Here is a 19,128-nt window from a genome sequence, read left to right as displayed (position 1 = left end):
TTACTTTCTACAGATAGCTCAGCCACCACTGCTCTTCATGTGTAGTCTTGTAGGCATCATACCAGCGACACAGGGGATACAACGATGCGACAACGGCTATCCAGATCAGGTAAACCACGCCAAGACTGTAGCCTCCATCGCCGGGCAGCACAAACCGCATCGGTATGGTTTGCAGTGATTTATCGGCCTCCGTCATGGTATGGCCAGCGGCAAAAAAGACAATCATGCGCAGGGTATGCAGGAGATAAAAATGGAGCGTGTAATAAAAAAAGGCCGTTCGTCCGTAGGTTCGCAGCACGCCGGTAACGCGGTTGTGTACATTCTCCAGCAACGCCAGTCCCAGCAGTCCCGGCCCTACCGTAATGCACATATACAGCAGCGATGGGGGGTATTTATGTACCTTCAGGAACGAGAACAGCGTGGTGAGACCATCTTCCCGGACGCTCCAGGGGAAGGGGTCGCCGTATTCATTCAGCAAACGCAGCCCCACAAATAACCCAATGGCTCCGGCACCGAGATAAACCAGCCACCGTTGACGCTTCGTGGCCGAAACTGCTGGGGCAAACAACCGGCCCAGGCAGTAGCCCAGCATCATTAGCCCCAGCCAGGGAAAAAACGGGTACAGTACATTAATGACCCGATCTGGCGCGTATTCGAACACACGGTGACTACCCCCATGAAACAGCGCCCACCAAAAACCCGATGTAAAACCCGGTGCCTGTTCCACCGCATCCAGCAGATTATGGCCTAAAACGATCGCTAAACCAAGGCTCAGTATGGCCCGGAACGGTAGCCACGTCAGCCCGGCCATGAACACCATGCTGATGCCCAGCGACCAGAAAACGGCCAGCGTGATGGGATTAAACAGGGTAAACGTGTCCGCTGGCGCAATCAGGAGTACCTCGGCTACAATGAGCCATAGACCCCGTTTCAGCAGGAACAGACTCAACTCCCTACGCGATTTTCGTACCCCCTGCAGGTAGATAGACGTACCGGATAGCAAGGCAAACGTCGGGGCGCAGAAGTGGGTAATCCAGCGGGTGACGTACAGGACCGGCGTGGTGGTATCGAGATTGAGCGGGTCGTCGGTATAGGCCTGGCCGTGGAAGAAATCGCGCGTATGGTCAAGCGCCATAATGATCATAATCAGCCCCCGCAGTACGTCGATGGACTCGATACGGTTTTTGATGAATGAAGGCGCTGGATTGAGGGAGGCTGCGGTTGCCGATTTATGGGGGAGCGCAAAAGTCATTTCGGTCTAGCGGCTAAAACGCGTCTATGTGTCATGGAAGATTTGGGCTAACCCCAGGCAGGAATCTGAAAAAAAGAATGAGGCTCATCATCGAATCCGCTTAACTGAATTAGCGCACTTTATAGGCTTCTAACTCAATCTCAATCAACTGACCGGGCAAGGCTAATTCCTTTACGCCAAACCACGACCCGGTCGGAAACTGCTTTTTGTAGATCGTATTTCGGTAAGCCGACTGGTTCACAAATTCGGGCATGTTCGTGGTCAGAATATTCTCAACCACAACGTCGTCCCAGGTGTAGCCATAGTGCTTCAGAATTTTGTCCAGATCGGCGTAGCAATTTTTCATTTGTTGTCCCAGATCACCTTTCGCCGTCAGGTTTCCTTTCTCGTCCATACTGACCGCACCCGATATTTTGAGTTCATTGCCAATCCGAACGGCATGGGAATAGCCATACGCTTTCTCGAGTTCGGGGCGTAACAGAAAATACTCCGGCGCATCGGATTGAGCCGCTGGTTTCTCATCTACTTTTTGGGGAGCGGTATTACAACCGACGGCAAACAGAATCAGGGCGGCAAAAGCGGCCGGCATCATGGTGAATTGGTTGGCTTTCATTGGGATTTGGTTGGCTTATTGATTCGGTTCAATTCCCTTTTTTCAGAAAGGAATTCAGCCCCGTGAAATACGTTTGCTGATCGTCATACATGGAGAAATGGCTACCGTTGGCGCATAGTAGAAACGTGCCGTTTTTCACTTGCCCGGCCATCCACTCCATGTGTTTGGGGTCCATTGTGTCGTTGGTGGCCCCGATAACCAACGTCGGCACGGTGATTTTGGGCAGGTCTTTGCTACGATCCCAGTCTTTCAGATTGGCATTGCCCGCCATGCCAAACTCGCTTGGTCCCTGCATGGTCACATACTGCTCCTGATTGATTTTGGCAAACCCCCGGTTCAGCGGTTCGGGCCATTGCGAAGCTGGTATACGGCAGATGTGCTTTTCGTAATAATTGGGCAGCAACAGTTCCATATAGTGCGGGTCGGCGAAGTCGCCTTTGGCTTCGAGTGCTTTGATCTCGGCCAGCACGTTTGGGTCCATTTGTTTGGCCAGTACCTCGTTGGCATAGCGGCTGTAGGCGGGCGCACTGCTCATCATGTTTGAGATAAGTAAGCCTTTGACGTTTTGCCCGTATTTGAGTGCGTACTCTATGCCCAGAATGCCGCCCCATGAGTGGCCGTAGAGGTAGAAATTGTCTTTATTTAGCCCTAATGCGACCCGAACCTGCTCCAGTTCGTCGACAAAACGGGGTAGCACCCACAAGCTCTTGTCGGTTGGGCGGTCGCTGTTACCCGCGCCGAGTTGGTCGTAATAAATGAACTCGATGCCTTCTTTAGGCAGAAAACTCTCGAACACCTCGTAGGCCTCATGGCCTGCACCGGGGCCGCCGTGCAGAATCAAAACCTTGACGGTTGGGTTGTTGCCAATCCGCTTCGTCCACACGTTGAATGTGCCCTTCGGAGTCTTGATCGGGATTATTTTCACGCCCCCGGTTTGCATACCCGTATCGGCGGGAGCAAAGTAGGTTTGGAGTGCGTTAGCCTTGTCGGCGTTTGGTTTTGGGTCACAGCCGACAACGGTCAGACCAATGAGCAAAACAGCAAAAGTGACCGGTAACAGCGAAGGTAGAAATTGACTGATTTTCATTGGTCTATTGAATGGAAAAAAGGCTGCGAGGATACAGATTTTATAGGCGCGCAGTCTTTGCTACTTGACGGCTACTGGTGCCGATGCAGACTCATGGTAAAACGTCGCTTTCCACGCGCCGTTGATTTTGGAGAAGAGCATCGTTCCCGCTACGTGCTCAAACTTCATTTTCTGGCCGGTTTTGAGCGTTGCATTCTGTTCCATCGAGAACGTATAAAGTACCAGCGAGTCAGTCAAAACCCGAATCGCTTCCTTATTTGGTACGACGCTCAACGTCTTCATCTGGCTAAACCCGTCTGCGTTCAATTTTTTTAGCGCGTCGTAGTTGCCCAGGGTGCCATCGGGATTGACGGCCTGAAAATCAGGCGTGTTTTCAAAGTAGGTCATGCACGTTTCAATGTCCAGTTTTTCGACCTGTTGGAAGAATTCTTTCACAAGACCAGAAATTTCCTGTTCAATCGCCTGCTTGTGTTCGGTTGTCATTGTCGGCACGTCGTTCGTCTGGGAAGGCGTTTCTTTGGCAGGTGCGTTGCAACCGGCGGCAAACAGAAGCAAGGAAGCAAAAAGGCGCAGAACAGGGGCGAATGGGTTGGTTTTCATTGACTTGGCTTGTTTGTTTCGTCCGGTTTGCGACGCTGCAAACCGGACGACTGTGGTGGGGGTATATTCGGCTATTTCTTGCTCATAATCAGCATGGTAGGCTTACCAATGACACCGTCTTTTCGCATCGTTTCCGCCAAATCCGGGCGGGCAAAAAAAGCCTTCGGTGCGTCGGGCGATGCCCACTCGCTGATGATACAAACCGTGTTGGGGTCATCGGCCAGCGTACTGACTTCGGCATTTAGTTCGCCCGCCAGCATTCGTTCGTTATAAAACAAATCGAAGCCTTTTTTCCAGGCGGCATAGTCGGCCACTTTGTGATAGACCATCGCTTTGACGAGTTTGGATTGTGTGTTGCGGCTGATCTTCCACTGCCCGTTCTCTTTGACCGCAGTGTTGCTGTAAGCCCCCTCCCTCACAATCCGATCTCCTTTTGCCGACCGCCCCGTTAGGTGATAGGTTCCCGTGAAAATCACGCTGCCATCGAATTGTGGGCTAACATTGGCCAGCGAAACGACGTTGGTCACGTCTGCATCGACAAACCCCTGTGTGTAAAAGTCAATTATCGCAGCCCCTTTTGTGGTGGTGCCGTCCGTAGCCGTCCGCACGGCATCGGCGGTGAACATCGTTTTCAGGGTCGCTGCTTCCTCGCGGTTGTAGGCATCCTGAAACCGCTTCATCAGGTCGCGTATCTCAAGCCCCACCGTGTTCATTTTCCACTTGACCTGACTAATTTTCCACTGTCCGCCGACCTTTCCGATCAGCATTTCGTAGGTGCCCGCCGTAGGGTTGAGCTTCGCGCCGGTTTTCCGCACAAAATCGTAGCCGCTGACGGTCGTGCCGATTTTTACCTTGCCATCGGGCTGAACCTCGGTGCTGACCACCGTGAAGTCCATATACGACCCGGCCGTTTCGCCGAAATCGCGTACATAGTCGGCTTCAACATCGGCTTTAGAACCGGGCGTTACACTGCCATCGGGGTTTACCCAGCCCACATTGTCGGCAAAAAGGGTCATCAGCGTGGGCCGGTCGCCTTTGTTGTAGGCTGTCTGGTAGGTTTTGGTAAAGGCAACAGCTTCGGGGTTGAGGCCCTGAGCGAGGGTGGTGGCTGCGAAGGCCGGGAGGAGCAACAGAGTCAACAGCCGGGCTACGACGAAAAATAAGTTACTGGTTTTCATGGGTGAGTATGGTTATGTGAGTGGTAAACGCGAACGGCATGGTTAAACATAGTTTGGGTGGGGTCTGGAACGGAGCGGCCCAATCAGCCCGGCAAAGCGATTTGGCCGACAACGGATCTAAACTACCGCCAGCGCATTACTCAACCAAGTTCGCCCGGACGAGCGAATCCTTTTACTGTCCGAAAGGGGGTTTTTTCTTACCGGATGTGTGAACGGTAATGCCGGTTTTGCCCGGAGGCCTCAAATGGTCTGGATTCGTTTCAGTAGGGCCTCGCGCAGGAGGTGGCTGAGCGGAATCGTTTTACCCCCGATTCCGATATGGCCTTCGCATACCTCATCGACCTGCGTCAGATTTGCCAGATAGGAGCGGTGCACCCGCACAAAATAGTTGACCGGGAGTTTGTCTTCCATCACCTTCAGGGTCGTTGTCAGCAGGTATTCTTTGTCGGCCGTGTAGAGGTGGCAATAGTTGCGGTCGGCTTCCACGTAGAGAATATCGGCGATGAAAATCTTGACGATCTTTTCGCGGTGCCGCACAAAAATCCGGTCACTGAGCACAAAGGGGGCGTCGGGTGCTGGGTCGGCAGCGGAGTGATGCTCATCAGCCAGGCGGCTGATGGTCAGCTCAATGGCACGTTGTAGCTCAATGGCCCGAATTGGTTTGGAAATGTAAGCGTAGGGACGGGTTTTTTTGGCGCGGGCAAAGGTGGCTTCATCGGTGTTGGCCGTGACGTAAATAATCGGGATGTTCCACTGCTGGCGGATAGCATGGGCTGTGTCGATACCGTCGAGTGATCCTTTGAGACTGATATCCAGTAGAATCAGGTCAGGTCGGTTAGTTTCGACGTTTCGGATAGCTTCTTCGCCCCGAGGAACGATCCCGCTCACTTCATAGCCGAGTTTGCTGAGTTGCAGGGCGATATCGGCAGCAATAATCATTTCGTCCTCTACAATGAGCACCTTCACGGCTATGTCCATGTTATTTACTAGTCATTCGGCAAAGAAATAGTATGTGTCTACGGAATGGTGCAGCCGGTTTGATAGAGAGTTGGGTGCAGCGAATCTTCGGCAACGTGGACTAAAATTATCACAGTTAGACCGGACTACCGGTGCGGCAAATCCGTTACGAAGATAAGCTCAATTTTTATTATTTGGAAAGACGATTGGCCTCCTCATGTGACTGTTGTAGTTCTTGTTCTTTCACACCGGGGACTTGAATGGCTGCAATGGCTGTCTTTCGCATTCAGTAAAGGATAGCACAAAAAGGGAATCAGAAGCGATTATTGATACTCATTTTCTGAACCCATATCCTGACCCAATATGAGCCTCTTATTTTGTTGCGTCCTGATAGGGTTGTAAAGCTATAATTTCATGATCAAGCTCGGTTGTTTATCCCCTTTCTCAACACATTTTTTTGAAATAACCTGTGTAAAGTTCTACATGAGTATTTAACATGAGTAGACTACATTTACCTTTTTACTTCAAAATAATACATTGAGGGCCGCGGTGCCGCCCGAGCAGTATAATTATCGACGAAAACATTCGGCATTGGGTTACCGCACACCCTGTCAACAGGAATCTTATTTTTACACATCCTCAATGGCCGCTTAACAAAAAATCGCTAGTGTCCTGTGGCAAGTTCACTGCCCATGTGGTTCAATATTTTGCAAAGCCCAAAAAAAGAGAGGTGGCCCGTAAGAGCCACCTCTCTTTCATAACTTCAAAAATTGATTAATTCTGCACAGCCAACGGGTTGTACAAAATTTCATCTTCGGGAATCTGAAGGGTCATTTTGGCTACCGGTAAACTCGACTTTGTAACATGGTTAGCCGAGCTGGCTCTGTCGACAGGAATATTCCAGCGCTTGTTGTTGTAGAACTCGCGACCGCCTTCACCCCATAGTTCAATGCGGGTTTGCAGTTGCACCATTTGTAACGTGGTGAGCCCCTGCATCGCAGGATAAGTAGCCGTAGTGAGCGGTGTCATTCCCGTTGTGGTACGCGCAGCCAACAGCCTGTCGAGCGTTGCTTTGGCAGCAGCTTCTGTGGCTGGCGACATCGCTTCCGCTTCCGCTTTCATCAGCAATACTTCCGAAGTACGCATGTAAAACGCCGTTGAAGCGCCCACATCAATTTTGTTGTTGCTGTTCAATCCGTGGGTAGCTGCAAATTTTAGGTTCGTGTAAGAAGGGATAAATGAAACCGTGTTGTTGGGCGGATAGGTGTAATTGCCAAGTGGTGCCAGCGAAAAGGCATCTTTACGGAAATCATTGGGTGCTATTTTTTCATACAGTCGGTTATCAATCCGCTTGTAAGCTCTTTCAAGCCCTCCGTTACCTCTACCGTAGGGATTCATGTAAGCGGTAAAGTACGTGTTAGCAGCACCAAGCGGGAAACCTAAAATGACCTCCGGATTTTGCGCATTATTGAGAAAGCCATTGGTTTCCGGCCTTATTTCGGGAGCTGCTGCGGTGCCTATGTTCTTACCTCCATACTGTGCCTGGCTTAGAAGCGTTGGATACTTTGCCAGAATCTCATTGCACGCGCTGATCGCAGTAGCCCAGTCCCCAGTCCAGATCGATACACGGGCCAGCAGGAAATTGGCCACAGCCAGATCGATATCCGTTATATCAGCCGTATAGCCAATCCCAGCCTCCTTGAACAAGGCAATGGCACGGTTCAGGTCGTTTTTGATAAAGGCATACGTATCTACAGCAGACGAACGGGGCTTGTTTGCCTGAGTGGGTTGAAACCGGTCATACAGCGGAAGGCCAAGTTTGTCCTTTCCGCCCTGCAGGAACGCGTCCTGATAATTTTCCATCAGGTAGTTGTATCCATAGGCTCTGGCAAACAATCCTCTGGCTTTACATTCCTTCAGAAAGTTGTTGCTGGCTACGGTTTCATCCGGAAGATAATTGAGCATCTGGTTAGCAGTCGTAATACAAAACCAGCCGTACCGCCAGTAATTACCATTCTTTGCGTTGGCTGATCCAATGAAGTCACCGAGCTGGTATTCGATTGAACCGGAGAGTACGTTCAGCCCTTCCTGATCTCCCAGAATGATATCGTTTCCTTCAATAGAGCGATTGACATCCAGTCCCTGACTGGAATAATACATGTCCGCAACACCCGCACCGGTGGCACCTACGTTGTTGAACAGCAGGGGCATGGCGTTGGCCATTCCACCCATGACGATCCGGATCTTGGCCTCGTCACCCGACGCCAGAAGTTCGGCTATTTGCTTGTCGCTAATACTGTGTGGTGGCTCCACTTCCAGCTTATCGGCACACCCGGAAAATAGCAGCATACCCGAAACCGCCAACCCCGTTATATATTTATTGAGAATACGCATCTTTCGACTCATTAAAAGTTAAAATTAATACCCACTGAAAAAGTGCTCATAGGCAGATACACTGCCGCCCCAACTTCCATTCCACCAACCAGCGACATGCGCGGATCAATACCGGAGTGAGCCGTCAACATGGTCAGGTTGTCGCCGGATGCATACACCCGTATACTTTTTGTTTTCAACTTGTCCAGGATAGCGCCACTAAGTGTATAACCCAGGGTGAGGTTTTTGACATTCAGATAAGAAGCGCTGAATAGAGCCTGATCGGTATACTGCCAGGGCCCAAAGGTAGACCCGCCCGTATAGAACGTATCTCCATAAAATGCCATCGGGAATTTGGCATCTTTGTTCTCAGGTGTCCAGGTATTTCCCAATACTTCTTTCGATAAGGCGTTCCCTATGTTCCCCGATCGGTACAGGTGGTTGGCATATTCCACACTCAGGAATTTTCCCCCCAGTTGGTAGGCCAGGATAGCGGTGAAGTCGAAGCCTTTATATTGAAAACTTGTCGAAAAGCCACCAATAATTTTGGGAATTGCACTTCCCATTTCATACCGGTTGGCCAAAGTATAGTTGGTGGTTGCTACGGTCGATCCTATGGTGTTTCCAGTAAAACGCCCTGCATCAAGGTCAGCCTGCGTAACAGTATGTCCAAACTGTGGTAGACCCGTGGTTTGATCTACACCCATATATTTGTAAAGATACAGATTGTAGTAATCCTTATTTTCACCACGCAGGTACATGATCTGTCCGGCAGTGTTAGCACCGCCATTGGCAATTCCCCATCCATCGATGAAGCCTGTAAAGTTTCCGCCCAGGGATGGCGAACCGACACTTTTGGGGAATTTAGTCAGAATGGTGCGGTAGTGTGTACCGTTCAATCCGATGCTCCAGTTGATATTTTTATTTTGGATGAGTTTGATATCCAGGGCAATTTCCACACCGCGGTTGACAATTTCAGCGTTGTTCAGGGTGAGTGAAGCTTGTCCCATTGAAGCGGCAAGAGGCTGTGCAAACACGGAGTTCACCGTCTTCTTGTTGTAGACATCGATGGTACCACTCACTCTCCTGTTTAAAAGGGTGAAATCGATACCGGCATCAAAGGTATGCGTGTTTTCCCAGGTTAATTTATCATTTACGGCAGCGCCTTGCTGAAGGGTGTACGTGGCAGGAACCCCCGTTCCAGCCGTTGAGTTTGTGTAAACTGCACCGTAGCTCCAGGTCTGATAACCCGAATAGTTACCGATACCGCTCTGGTTACCGATAACTCCATAACTGGCCCGTAGTTTCAGTTCGTTGATGACGTCACTGAATCTCTGCATGAATTTTTCCTGAGAAATACGCCATCCACCACCAACCGACCAGAAGGTGCCCCAGCGATTCTCGTTGAATCGGAATTTAGACGAACCGTCTCTGCGCAGCGAGCCTTCCACAAAATACTTGTCTTCATAGTTGTACACCGCCCGGCCAAAATAGCTATCCATGGTCGTTATGTCTCCACCATAACCCGGAACACCGAACGGTGCGCCCGCCGTATTATACCGGCTGGTAAAGTTACCGGCGCCGGTAAACCCATTGATCAGAGAATACGCGGAGGCAAAGTTTACCAGATCACTTTTAAATTGGTAGAATTCATGGGCAGCCAGTGCCGTAACGGAGTGGCGACCAAATTCTTTACCCCAGTTAAGCAGCTGTTGCGTGTTGAAAACGCCGGTGTTCGTATAATACTTTCCAATCGCACCTATACCCACTACAGCTCCCGTCTCAGGCGTACCGTAACGCGTCCGCTCTTCCGTAAAGCGGTCATACGAAATGTTGTTTGTAAAGCTGAAATTCTTGAGGAAATTCACCGTGAAATACCCTTTCAGGTTCAAGTCGTGCGATTCCCTACGATCGATGTCTTTATCCAACAGGTCAATCAGGTTGGTTGCATAAAGCGGTTGGCTGGTGGTTCCGTTCGGAAAATTGGGCTGAACGCCAAGGGGCGAATAGGTATCATTCGCATTATCAGATACCATGTCGGTGCCGTTCGGATTTTTACGGATATTTCCCTGAAGGTCTCTGGCGAACAACGGTACGAGTTGATTCTGCCCATTTACCCACCTGAACGCGTTTTGCTGCACAGTTCCGGGGTTACGTCCGAAACGGGTAGCCGGCGACTGGGTATTCCGCATACTGTAACCCAGATTTGTTCCTACTTTCAGCCAACTGGTGAGTTGCGCATTCACATTGGTCCGTGCGTTATACCGCTTGAATGTCGACCCTCTGATATAAGAAGGATCTTCCAGCATGCCCACAGAAACAAAGTAATCCATTTTATCGGAGCCACCGCTTGCCGATACCGTATGCTCCTGACGGAACATTTTTTCGAAGAAGTAATCCTTATACGATCCGGCTTCCCAAAGTGGTCTTGCATTCGGATTCAACTTGCCCGTTGTCGGGTCAATCAGGTAGGCACCCGACATGGTCGCGCTGGCATTGGCTCCGCTACCGGTGGTGGTATACACCGCGCCCGGCACGTCATACGCCATGTAATTGCCCAACAGGTTCATGGCAAAGTTTGTCTTTGAGCCCGTGTAATCGAATAAATGGGCGCTGGCAAACAATCCGGCCGCTTCATGAGACATGTTTGGATTGGCCACATTCGTCGTGAATTTACCGTCGGTAGATGATCCGCCGTTCACCCCGTAGCGTGCGGAGTTGTAGATGGCCAGCCAGGCATGTTCATAAATGTCTTTGGCATCATCAATGAGATCAAACCGCAATCCACCCAGATAATTGAATCCCGCCCGGGTTTGTACCGAAATATTCGGCTTCCCTTTTGTTCCTCTTTTAGTCGTCACAAGCACAACCCCATTGGCTCCACGCGAACCATAAACGGCAGTGGAAGCGGCATCTTTCAGCACGCTGATGCTTTCAATGTCCTTCGGATTGATGGAAGACAGTGCATTGGGGTATTCAGTGGGCACACCATCGATCACGATCAGGGCATTGGAGCTGTTTTGGCTGGTAGATCCCGCTCCGCGTAAACGAATACCCATGTCCAGACCGGGCTGGCCATCAATGGAAGAGACCTGAATCCCGGGTACCACACCTTCAAGGGCTCTGGTAACCGTGGAGTTTGCCTGCACAGAAATGACTTTAGAATCAACCTGTGATACCGCACCCGTAAGCGTGCTTTTCTTTGCGGTACCGTACCCGATCACGACTACTTCGCTAAGCTGGTTGTCTGCCGGAGCCAGACTAATTTCAATATTTTTCCGGTTGCCCACAACGGTTTCCTGGGTGGTGTATCCGATAAAGGAGAACACGAGGGTGGAATTTGTAGTAGGAACATTCGGGATGGTAAAAATTCCATCGGAATTGGTGACAGTGCCAATCGTTGTCTCTTTAACGATTACACTCACCCCGGGCAACGTGGCCCCTGAGGCATCGGTAACCTTGCCGGAAACCTGCACCTGTGCATAAAGACCCAGGCTAAAAAGCAGGTTGCACAGAAGGAATAAGGATCCTTTTCTTTTGATTGTAATGATTTTGAGCATGCGTGAACAGAAGTAAAGGTGAATAGTCAAACGGCAAAATAATTGGTTTAAGAAAAATGTAAACAAGAATTCAAAATAAAGAACTTGTGTTAAAAATAATATTATTCCAATATAAATTCATGTTCATCCAAGTAAAATTATTTGAACAAATTCATTTGAAATCGTCAACACATCATGAAAAACACGTCCCACTTTCATCCCGGTTTGTTGCTAGTAACCAGGAGTATTGCTATGGTAACACATTCCAGCGTAAACATTGATGGACATGGTATACCAATTGGAAAACGGCCTATGTTGAATGTGGCCAGGAAGGACCTCAGACCTTAACCATATCTCTGTCTTAATCGTTGAACGATCCAGTAATTGGAGCGTGGTTACTTTTCTCAAATTGGTTAGCTGTCGAAAATACATTCTATGGATCCTCTTCTTTTGAAGGTTAAAAAAACAGAAACTGACTCTTTCAGTGTCAATTATTTTAAATATAATGGTTCGTTTCCGGGCTTGTGGCATTACCATTCTGAATATGAATTAACGCTAATCGTTAAAAGCGCTGGAACCCGATTCGTTGGAGATCATATAGATCGTTATAATGAAAATGATCTGATTTTTATTGGAAAAAATTTAGCGCATACCTGGAAGTCCGATAGTTGTAAAGAAAAAAATCAGTCGTCAGAAGCGCTCGTAATCCATTTTAAAAAAGATTTTTTAGGAGAATCTTTTTTTACAACACCAGAATTATATTCAATAGAACAGTTTCTGCAACTATCCCAGCGAGGAATCAAAATAACGGGTAAAACCCAGACCGCAGTTATCGATCAAATGTATCAGATCCAGACGTTAAGTGGTGTTCATAAATTAATCAAATTATTGCAAATCCTTTGCTTATTAGCTGATTCTAAAGAGTTAATCTTATTATCCAGCGAGGGATACAACTTAAATATCAATGAAAACACGAATGACCGATTAAATAAAGTTCATGCTTACATCATGAATAATTTTAAATCATCTATTCGATTAATTGATGCTGCCGATATTGCCAGTATGAGTCCAACAGCCTTCTCAAGGTATTTTAAACAACGAATGCAGAAGCCATTTTCGCAATTTATAAATGAACTGAAAGTTGGCTATGCCTGTAAACTATTAATGTTGCATAAATTCAGTATACAGCAGATTTGTTTTGAATGCGGTTTTCAAAATGTCTCAAACTTTAACAAACAATTTAAAAGCTTTACCGGACTGTCACCTAAACAATTCCAACTTAAGCATAAATCTATGTACTTTCAGGCATCATTATATCAGCTTCAGGAAAACAATTTGGCTGAATAATTACTAAGTCACCTGGTTCTTCAGCGGTTCTCCGTTTATCATTCTCAATACTTCTTCGGCGGCAAATTGCTGAAGAATCGGAATGCTGCGTTGGCTGTACCAGGCCGTATGAGAGGTGAGTATCGTATTGGGTGCCTGAAGGATCGGATGAGCGTCAGGAAGAGGCTCCTGTTCAAAGACATCGATACCGGCGCCACCGATTTCGTTTCTAGTTAATGCCTGAGCCAAGTCGATGGTATTAATTAACCCACCCCGGGATGTATTTATTAAAACCGCATTCGACTTCATTTTCATTAACGTTTCCCGGTTCATGAGGTGATGGGTTTTGTCGTTGAGGGGCAAATGCAGGGAGAGAATATCCGAATTCGCCAGGGCTTCATCAAAGGTTATTTTTTGGACTCCCAATGCCTGCATTTCTTTTTCGCTCACAAAGGGATCAAATGCAGCCAGTTTAAAATTGAAGGCTGCGGCTTTTTTGAGGACAACCCGGGCAATCCGTCCAAATCCCAACGTTGTAAACAGGGCATCTTTACAGGCTGGAACCGTACCGGGCGGAATGATTTTCCAAACACCCTCCCGAACCCGCTGGTCCGTGGCAGGGATTTGCCGGTGAAGCGCCATCGCCAGGGCCAACGTGTGATCCGACACTTCATCGATGCAATAATCCGGTACGTTACAAACCGGAATTTGCCGTTCCCGGGCTGCCGCCAGATTGAGATTATCAACGCCAATACCGTAGCGGACAATGAGCCGACAATGATCCAGGTTTCGGATGATGGTTTCCGTGATGGGTGCCCATTGGACGATCAGGGCAAAAGCATCCCTGGTTGCCGCTAGTAAATCGGCTTCGCTTTTACATTGGGCGTCGATCAACTCATATCCCGATTGTTCCAGCACCGCTTTTTCGGGGTTAATGTTTGAAAAACCGTGATCCGTAATGACAATTTTCTTTGTGCTTCTATTCATAAAAAGTAAAGGTCGAACGATACGCAAAAGCCTGGCGAAAAAAGAGTTTTAAAACAGGATAACCGATTTGACGTGAGCCGCCTTCGCGATCATCATGTCGGTAAAGGCCGTCACCCCGTTATCCAGCGGGTAATAATGAACCCACGACGTGACGTCTACTTTTCCGGAAGCGATTAAATGCAACGATTCGTTGATTTCCTGCTGCGTGGCCGCGTAGGTGCCAATGAGTTTCTTTTCGGATAAAATAAGGTCGTATGAAAAAAATGATTGTGTGTTTTCATACAGACCGATGAGCACTAGGGCCCCGCCTGGCCGCACGGCTTTTAAGGCCTGCTGGTTCGTTTGGAGACTCCCTACGGCATCAACTACCAGGTCAATTCCTTCCTGGTCGGTAACTCGGTAAATAGCGGAAACCAGGTCTTCTTCCGAGGAATTGATGGTGGCCGCAGCGCCTAGTTTTCGGGCAATGTCAAGCCTTTCATTCCGCAGATCGGCAACGTACACCGCTACGCCAAGCAGGGATTGAAAGGCCTGCTGCGTAACAAGTCCGATGGGTCCGGCACCGATTACCAACACTTTTTTAGGGTTTAAGTGCCTGATCAGGTTAACGATATGAATCCCATTGGCCAGTGGTTCGGCCATACAGGCGGCTTGTGGCGTACTATTCTCCGGGATCGGCACCAGGCAATGGGCCGGTACATTCACGTACTCCCCAAAGGCCCCCCCCCGATGCATCCCGAAAATTTGGCGGTTTTTGCATAGGTTCGTTAATCCCCGTTTGCAGGGATCGCAGGTTCCGCAGGACACGACGCTATTACTGGCCACCCGGTCGCCTTTCCGAAAGCCCATTACATTGGAACCCATATCCTCAACCGTTCCACAAAATTCATGGCCCATAATTAAAGGCGGGACACGGCGCGGGCTTTGGTTTTTAAAGGTTTCCAGCTCACTCCCGCAGATACCACAAGCCAGTACTTTCAGCAAGACCTCATCCCCGGAAAAGGAAGGTAATGGCCTTTCTGCAATCGTGAGTTTGTTAAACTCGGGATAAAAAAGTGCTTTCATCGGTAGCTGACTTTCAGAATTGAGCGACTGCCCGTATGGGGGAGCCGTCACGGCCTTGTAAGTTGAGCGGAAATCCCATGAATGTAAATTCGTCAGGAACCTGATCCAGGTTCGTCAGGCTTTCCACAATGACGATCTCTTTTTTCAGCAGAATGTGATGCACCTCATACCAGTCGCGACTGGGCGTTGGGGTATCCATGCCCAGCATCCGGATGTTCCGGTCGGCCAGGTACGCACTGGCTTCCTGCGTCAGCGAGGGGAAATTTTCGAAGAAATCATCCTTCCCGAAGTTTTTGTACCAACCTGTGTCGTAGATGATTTTTGCCTCGGGAGTCAGCAACTGTTCATAGGGTAAAAAATCATCCACGGTAATTTCTTCCCGGGCCTCTTTGGGTATTCTCAGGACATGCACCTTCCCGTAAAACCAGTGTAAAGGCATCTGGTCCAGTGTTTTGCCATCATCCAGAAAATGGTACATCGCGTCCAGGTGCGTTCCCTGATGCGACCCCATCACGATTTGCGTAATGTTGTATTTCAAGGTGCGGGTATTTCCGTGCGGAACGATGCTCAGCTTGGGGTCAGACGGAAACGTTTGCTGTCCGTGGACCAGGGGATGGGATAGATCGACCAGTTTCATCGTTTTATTTAGCTAGATAGCCGCCATCGACCACTAAGTCGCTGCCGGTCATGAAGGAAGAATCGTCACTGGCCAGAAAGGCGGCCGCTGCGGCTACTTCTTCGGGACGTCCCTGCCGGTTCAGCAGGTGCATGGCCGATGCCCGACGGTCTTCTTCGTCGATGTTCAGGCCTAATTTTTCACATGAATCGATAAAGGCGCTGGTATAGATGTAACCCGGGCAAAGCGTATTCACCCGGATACCAAACGGCGCCAGATCCTGCGCCCAGCATTTGGTGAGTCCCCGAATGGCAAATTTGGTGGCGTTGTAGGTAGCGAAGTTGGCTTGGCCGACAAAACCGCTCACCGATGAAAAATTGATGATACTCCCACCGCCGTTCTTTTTCATTTGCGGAACGATGTATTTGGCCATCAGCGACGTACCGCCAATGTTGACCGCATTGATCTGCTGCCACTCATCGGCGGTAGCTTCAACTCCTTTGAAGATAAACCGGGCTGCGGTATTGATGAGCACATGAGCGGGGCCAACCTCCCTTTCAATGGCCGCACAGGTTTCCGCCACGGCCGCTTCATCACTGATATCCAGTTGCCAGAAATGGGCATCCAGATCGGAGGCTTTGTGTTTCGTATCGGGCTGAAGATCAACCAGAACAACCACACACCCTTCTTCGGTCATACGGGTGGCGGTGGCATAACCCAGGTCGCCAAGGCCGCCGGTAATCACTACGGTTTTATTTTTTAGTCCTCTCATAGATCCATCACTTTCATTTTACGGCCTTGGTCATTCCACGTTTAGCTCGTATTTACCCGAACCCAATTCCAGCAAAACCGCATCCGCTTCCATTTTATAGTCCCGGACGATTATCCCATTTTTAAAAATTTTTGAACGGGCCTTCGCGGGCAAATAAACGGTGGCCCAGGTGTTTACGGGGATTTCGACCTGATAGCTAAACCGGTTGTCGGTTTTGGTCCAGCCGGATTTAATCCAGCCGTAGGGCGAATGAAAACTGCCTTTAGCCCAGGTCAGATCACCCACTGGCTGGGGACGAAGTTTCAGGTGCTTGAACGCGATGGAATTTTGCTCCTGAGAAATACCGGCAATGCCCTCGTAAAACCACTCCAGAATATGGCCCATCGCCAGTTGGTTCTGCGATGATTTGCCATCCCAGGTTTCGACCAGTGCCGTCGCCCCGTGTTTCAGCAGATACCCATAGCCCGGCACGTCGTCGCGGTTGGTCATGGTAAACAGCGTTTCGGGGTGTCCATTTTCGTAGAGTGCTTTGATCAGATACCGGTTTCCTACATCACCAGCCGTTAGCCGGTGGGCGTCAATGGACTGAATGTTCGTCACCAGATTATGAAGCACTTCATTTTTGTATTTTTCCTCTACCAGACCCAGGCTGATCGGCATCGCCATCGCCGTTTGGCTTCCGGTTGCATATCGTTTCTTTTCCGGATTAAAAAACTTTGTATTGAAGGCGGTTTTGATGGTTTCGGCCAGATTGCGGTAACGCGTGGCATCGTCCGGTTTTCCAATCAAAGCTGCCATGGCACTTAAGGCACTGATGGAATGGTAGTAATAAGCCGTAGCCGTAACGCCGACGGGTGTCACTTTTCCGATATCCAGCCAGTCGCCCAAACCGTAAAGAAGCAGGTTGTCTTTCGCCCGGCCTTCCAGAAAACCGGCATACCGGGTCATCATCGGGTAGGTTTTGCGGACTACCGACGTATCCCCGTAAAACCGATACAAAAACCAGGAATCCAGGATCGCCGTGGTGCCCCATTCGGGCGAATCAACAAAAGGGCCTTCGAATTTGATATACTCCGGGGCAATGTCGGGCACCAGGCCATTTTCATGCTGCGCGTCGGTCATGTTCTGAATCAGACTGTGATACAGATTGTACACATTGTACGTATAATTAATCGCCGTGCGCATAAAATTCTGCTCACCCTGCCAGCTTAGTTTTTCCCGTTGGGGATTATCGGTAATGTAACTTTGCAGATTGCTTTTGATCGCCCAATCCGTCAGGGTATAGATCCGGTTGAACAGCGGATTCGAACACGCAAACGTACCATTGGCCGAAGCGGCATTGCGGTTGTGAAGTATTTTTAGTTCCGTAACCACCGGCAGATCAGCCTCTTCTCCCTTGACCCGGACGCCCTCCACCTGAACGTATCGAACGGCAAAATAGGAAAACCGGGGCTGCCAGGTTTCTGCTCCATCGCCTTTCAGCGTATACGAATACGAATGGGGCGTAACGCCATCCGCCTGATTGACGGTACCGTCCGCATGCAGCAACTCGGCTGGTGCCATTTTCAGGTTTTGTCCAGCTTTTCCTTTTACGGTTATGCGGGGAATTCCCGAACAGTTCTGGCCAAAATCATACACGACGGTATTCGGGCCGACCACCGTCATTTTTCTGGCGGTTAAGGAGTCCAGAAACCGGACGGGGTAATCGATTTCGGGCATTAGTTTCCCAATTGGCGAAGTCACTAAAACCGCATTCTTCCAGGTCTTATCGTCGAAACCGGCCCTATTCCAGCCTTTTTGCTCCAGCCGGGCGTCATAATCCTCTCCGCCATAGATCGTATTGAATGTAATGGGCGATGGGGTTACTTTCCAGCTTTGGTCAGAAATTACGTGATCCGTGCTGCCATCGGTATACGTCATTTTCAGCAAGGCGATCAGTTTGGGGTTACCAAATGTTCCCGTTCCTTTCACGTACCGCTCCTGCGAAATGGAGTAGAAACCGTTGCCCAGCATGACACCAATCGCATTGCTTCCGGGACGCAGTTGCGCGGTAATATCGTAGGTGTTATAGAGGATGGTTTTATCATAGCTAGTCCAGCCGGGCGACAGAAAAGCGTCTCCAATCCGGCTGCCATTGATACTGGCCTCATAATGACCTAAACCGCTGATAAACAAGAGTGCTTTCGCAACTTTTCGGGTCATTGTAAATTCTTTACGCAGCAATGGTGACCGGGCGTTTTTAAAAATCCGGGAATCACCCGGTTTCATTTTAAGGTGAACGAAGGGCACAACCCGCCCGGAATCGGGCAAATCTTCGTAACCGATCCAACGGGCATTTTGCCAATCCGCCGGGGTAAAGATTCCCGTTGTAAACTGTTGCGTAACACTCCAGGCCGACGGTTTTTTATCCGTGTCCCATACCCGAACTTTCCAGAAATACGTCTGTGCCGACTGAAGCTCTTTTCCCGCATAACGAACCTGAATGCTCTGATCGCTTTTCACCACGTCGGTATCGAATACATCAAACTTACCCGCCGTCAAATTTGCTTTCGATGAGGCAATAACCAGTTGATAGGCCGACTGCAAAACCGCTTCCTTGGAGGATTGCATTTCCCAGGAGAAAAACAGATCGCGGGGGTTGATACCGACCGAATTCGCCCGATTGTCGCATAAAGCAGCAACCACCCGAAGTTGCGCTTCTACGGCAGGACCGACACTCAGCAGTAAGACGACCAGTAACGTTATTTTTCTCCCCTTCATCGG

The 19,128-nt window shown here is 49.4% G+C and carries 14 protein-coding genes; 1 reads left to right on the top strand and 13 read right to left on the bottom strand.

Annotation, left to right across the window (positions count from 1 at the left end):
* Positions 1 to 7: 7 nt before the first annotated feature.
* The 8 genes from ACO064_RS07870 to ACO064_RS07835 all read right to left on the bottom strand — a co-directional run bounded on the left by ACO064_RS07870 (position 8) and on the right by ACO064_RS07835 (position 11,620).
* A complete protein-coding gene (locus ACO064_RS07870; RefSeq protein ID WP_421826841.1) occupies positions 8 to 1,252 on the bottom strand; it encodes a DUF1624 domain-containing protein in 1,245 nt (414 codons plus the stop codon).
* Between the two features lie 109 nt (positions 1,253 to 1,361).
* Entirely contained in the window at positions 1,362 to 1,865 is a 504-nt protein-coding gene (locus tag ACO064_RS07865; RefSeq protein WP_421826840.1) for a RidA family protein, read from the bottom strand.
* Positions 1,866 to 1,893: 28 nt separating this feature from the next.
* Complete coding sequence (locus ACO064_RS07860; RefSeq protein ID WP_421826839.1) at positions 1,894 to 2,952, bottom strand: proline iminopeptidase-family hydrolase; 1,059 nt, start codon at positions 2,950 to 2,952, stop codon at positions 1,894 to 1,896.
* A 60-nt stretch (positions 2,953 to 3,012) separates the two neighbouring features.
* Complete coding sequence (locus ACO064_RS07855) at positions 3,013 to 3,552, bottom strand: nuclear transport factor 2 family protein (protein WP_421826838.1); 540 nt, start codon at positions 3,550 to 3,552, stop codon at positions 3,013 to 3,015.
* Positions 3,553 to 3,623: 71 nt separating this feature from the next.
* Positions 3,624 to 4,730 carry a DUF4440 domain-containing protein gene (locus ACO064_RS07850; protein ID WP_421826837.1) on the bottom strand — a complete coding sequence of 369 codons (1,107 nt, stop codon included), beginning with the start codon at positions 4,728 to 4,730 and terminating at the stop codon, positions 3,624 to 3,626.
* A 240-nt stretch (positions 4,731 to 4,970) separates the two neighbouring features.
* Positions 4,971 to 5,708: a LytR/AlgR family response regulator transcription factor gene (locus tag ACO064_RS07845; protein ID WP_421826836.1), complete on the bottom strand. Its 738-nt coding sequence runs from the start codon at positions 5,706 to 5,708 to the stop codon at positions 4,971 to 4,973.
* 753 nt (positions 5,709 to 6,461) lie between these two features.
* Entirely contained in the window at positions 6,462 to 8,081 is a 1,620-nt protein-coding gene (locus tag ACO064_RS07840) for a RagB/SusD family nutrient uptake outer membrane protein (protein WP_421826835.1), read from the bottom strand.
* Positions 8,082 to 8,092: 11 nt separating this feature from the next.
* Positions 8,093 to 11,620, bottom strand: a complete 3,528-nt coding sequence (locus ACO064_RS07835) for a SusC/RagA family TonB-linked outer membrane protein (protein ID WP_421826834.1) — start codon at positions 11,618 to 11,620, stop codon at positions 8,093 to 8,095.
* 414 nt (positions 11,621 to 12,034) lie between these two features.
* Here ACO064_RS07835 and ACO064_RS07830 point away from each other — a divergent pair, with 414 nt between their 5' ends.
* Positions 12,035 to 12,946 (top strand): AraC family transcriptional regulator, encoded by a 912-nt coding sequence (locus ACO064_RS07830; protein ID WP_421826833.1) that lies wholly within the window; start codon positions 12,035 to 12,037, stop codon positions 12,944 to 12,946.
* A gap of 3 nt (positions 12,947 to 12,949) precedes the next feature.
* Here the strand turns inward: ACO064_RS07830 and ACO064_RS07825 are convergent, their stop codons facing one another.
* Genes ACO064_RS07825 through ACO064_RS07805 form a run of 5 tightly spaced genes read right to left on the bottom strand, consistent with a single transcriptional unit; the run spans position 12,950 to position 19,125 of the window.
* Positions 12,950 to 13,912 (bottom strand): C-terminal binding protein, encoded by a 963-nt coding sequence (locus ACO064_RS07825; protein ID WP_421826832.1) that lies wholly within the window; start codon positions 13,910 to 13,912, stop codon positions 12,950 to 12,952.
* 48 nt (positions 13,913 to 13,960) lie between these two features.
* Positions 13,961 to 14,977: a zinc-dependent alcohol dehydrogenase gene (locus ACO064_RS07820; protein ID WP_421826831.1), complete on the bottom strand. Its 1,017-nt coding sequence runs from the start codon at positions 14,975 to 14,977 to the stop codon at positions 13,961 to 13,963.
* Between the two features lie 13 nt (positions 14,978 to 14,990).
* The gene (locus ACO064_RS07815) at positions 14,991 to 15,614 is read right to left on the bottom strand and encodes a cyclase family protein (protein ID WP_421826830.1); all 624 of its coding nucleotides are present in this window, start codon (positions 15,612 to 15,614) and stop codon (positions 14,991 to 14,993) included.
* Positions 15,615 to 15,618: 4 nt separating this feature from the next.
* Complete coding sequence (locus tag ACO064_RS07810; RefSeq protein WP_421826829.1) at positions 15,619 to 16,365, bottom strand: SDR family NAD(P)-dependent oxidoreductase; 747 nt, start codon at positions 16,363 to 16,365, stop codon at positions 15,619 to 15,621.
* 30 nt (positions 16,366 to 16,395) lie between these two features.
* Positions 16,396 to 19,125, bottom strand: coding sequence for a family 78 glycoside hydrolase catalytic domain (locus ACO064_RS07805; protein ID WP_421826828.1), 2,730 nt, complete (start codon positions 19,123 to 19,125; stop codon positions 16,396 to 16,398).
* Positions 19,126 to 19,128: the final 3 nt, after the last annotated feature.

Source organism: Larkinella sp., assembly GCF_965227735.1.
Classification (GTDB): Bacteria; Bacteroidota; Bacteroidia; order Cytophagales; family Spirosomataceae; genus Larkinella.
This window is presented reverse-complemented; position numbering and strand designations above follow the sequence as displayed.

Excerpts from the sequence above, each read along its gene's own strand:
- ACO064_RS07870 (WP_421826841.1), bottom strand. The coding sequence starts at position 1,252 with ATGACTTTTGCGCTCCCCCATAAATCGGCAACCGCAGCCTCCCTCAAT.
- ACO064_RS07865 (WP_421826840.1), bottom strand. The coding sequence starts at position 1,865 with ATGAAAGCCAACCAATTCACCATGATGCCGGCCGCTTTTGCCGCCCTG.
- ACO064_RS07860 (WP_421826839.1), bottom strand. The coding sequence starts at position 2,952 with ATGAAAATCAGTCAATTTCTACCTTCGCTGTTACCGGTCACTTTTGCT.
- ACO064_RS07855 (WP_421826838.1), bottom strand. The coding sequence starts at position 3,552 with ATGAAAACCAACCCATTCGCCCCTGTTCTGCGCCTTTTTGCTTCCTTG.
- ACO064_RS07850 (WP_421826837.1), bottom strand. The coding sequence starts at position 4,730 with ATGAAAACCAGTAACTTATTTTTCGTCGTAGCCCGGCTGTTGACTCTG.
- ACO064_RS07845 (WP_421826836.1), bottom strand. The coding sequence starts at position 5,708 with ATGGACATAGCCGTGAAGGTGCTCATTGTAGAGGACGAAATGATTATT.
- ACO064_RS07840 (WP_421826835.1), bottom strand. The coding sequence starts at position 8,081 with ATGCGTATTCTCAATAAATATATAACGGGGTTGGCGGTTTCGGGTATG.
- ACO064_RS07835 (WP_421826834.1), bottom strand. The coding sequence starts at position 11,620 with ATGCTCAAAATCATTACAATCAAAAGAAAAGGATCCTTATTCCTTCTG.
- ACO064_RS07830 (WP_421826833.1), top strand. The coding sequence starts at position 12,035 with ATGGATCCTCTTCTTTTGAAGGTTAAAAAAACAGAAACTGACTCTTTC.
- ACO064_RS07825 (WP_421826832.1), bottom strand. The coding sequence starts at position 13,912 with ATGAATAGAAGCACAAAGAAAATTGTCATTACGGATCACGGTTTTTCA.
- ACO064_RS07820 (WP_421826831.1), bottom strand. The coding sequence starts at position 14,977 with ATGAAAGCACTTTTTTATCCCGAGTTTAACAAACTCACGATTGCAGAA.
- ACO064_RS07815 (WP_421826830.1), bottom strand. The coding sequence starts at position 15,614 with ATGAAACTGGTCGATCTATCCCATCCCCTGGTCCACGGACAGCAAACG.
- ACO064_RS07810 (WP_421826829.1), bottom strand. The coding sequence starts at position 16,365 with ATGAGAGGACTAAAAAATAAAACCGTAGTGATTACCGGCGGCCTTGGC.
- ACO064_RS07805 (WP_421826828.1), bottom strand. The coding sequence starts at position 19,125 with ATGAAGGGGAGAAAAATAACGTTACTGGTCGTCTTACTGCTGAGTGTC.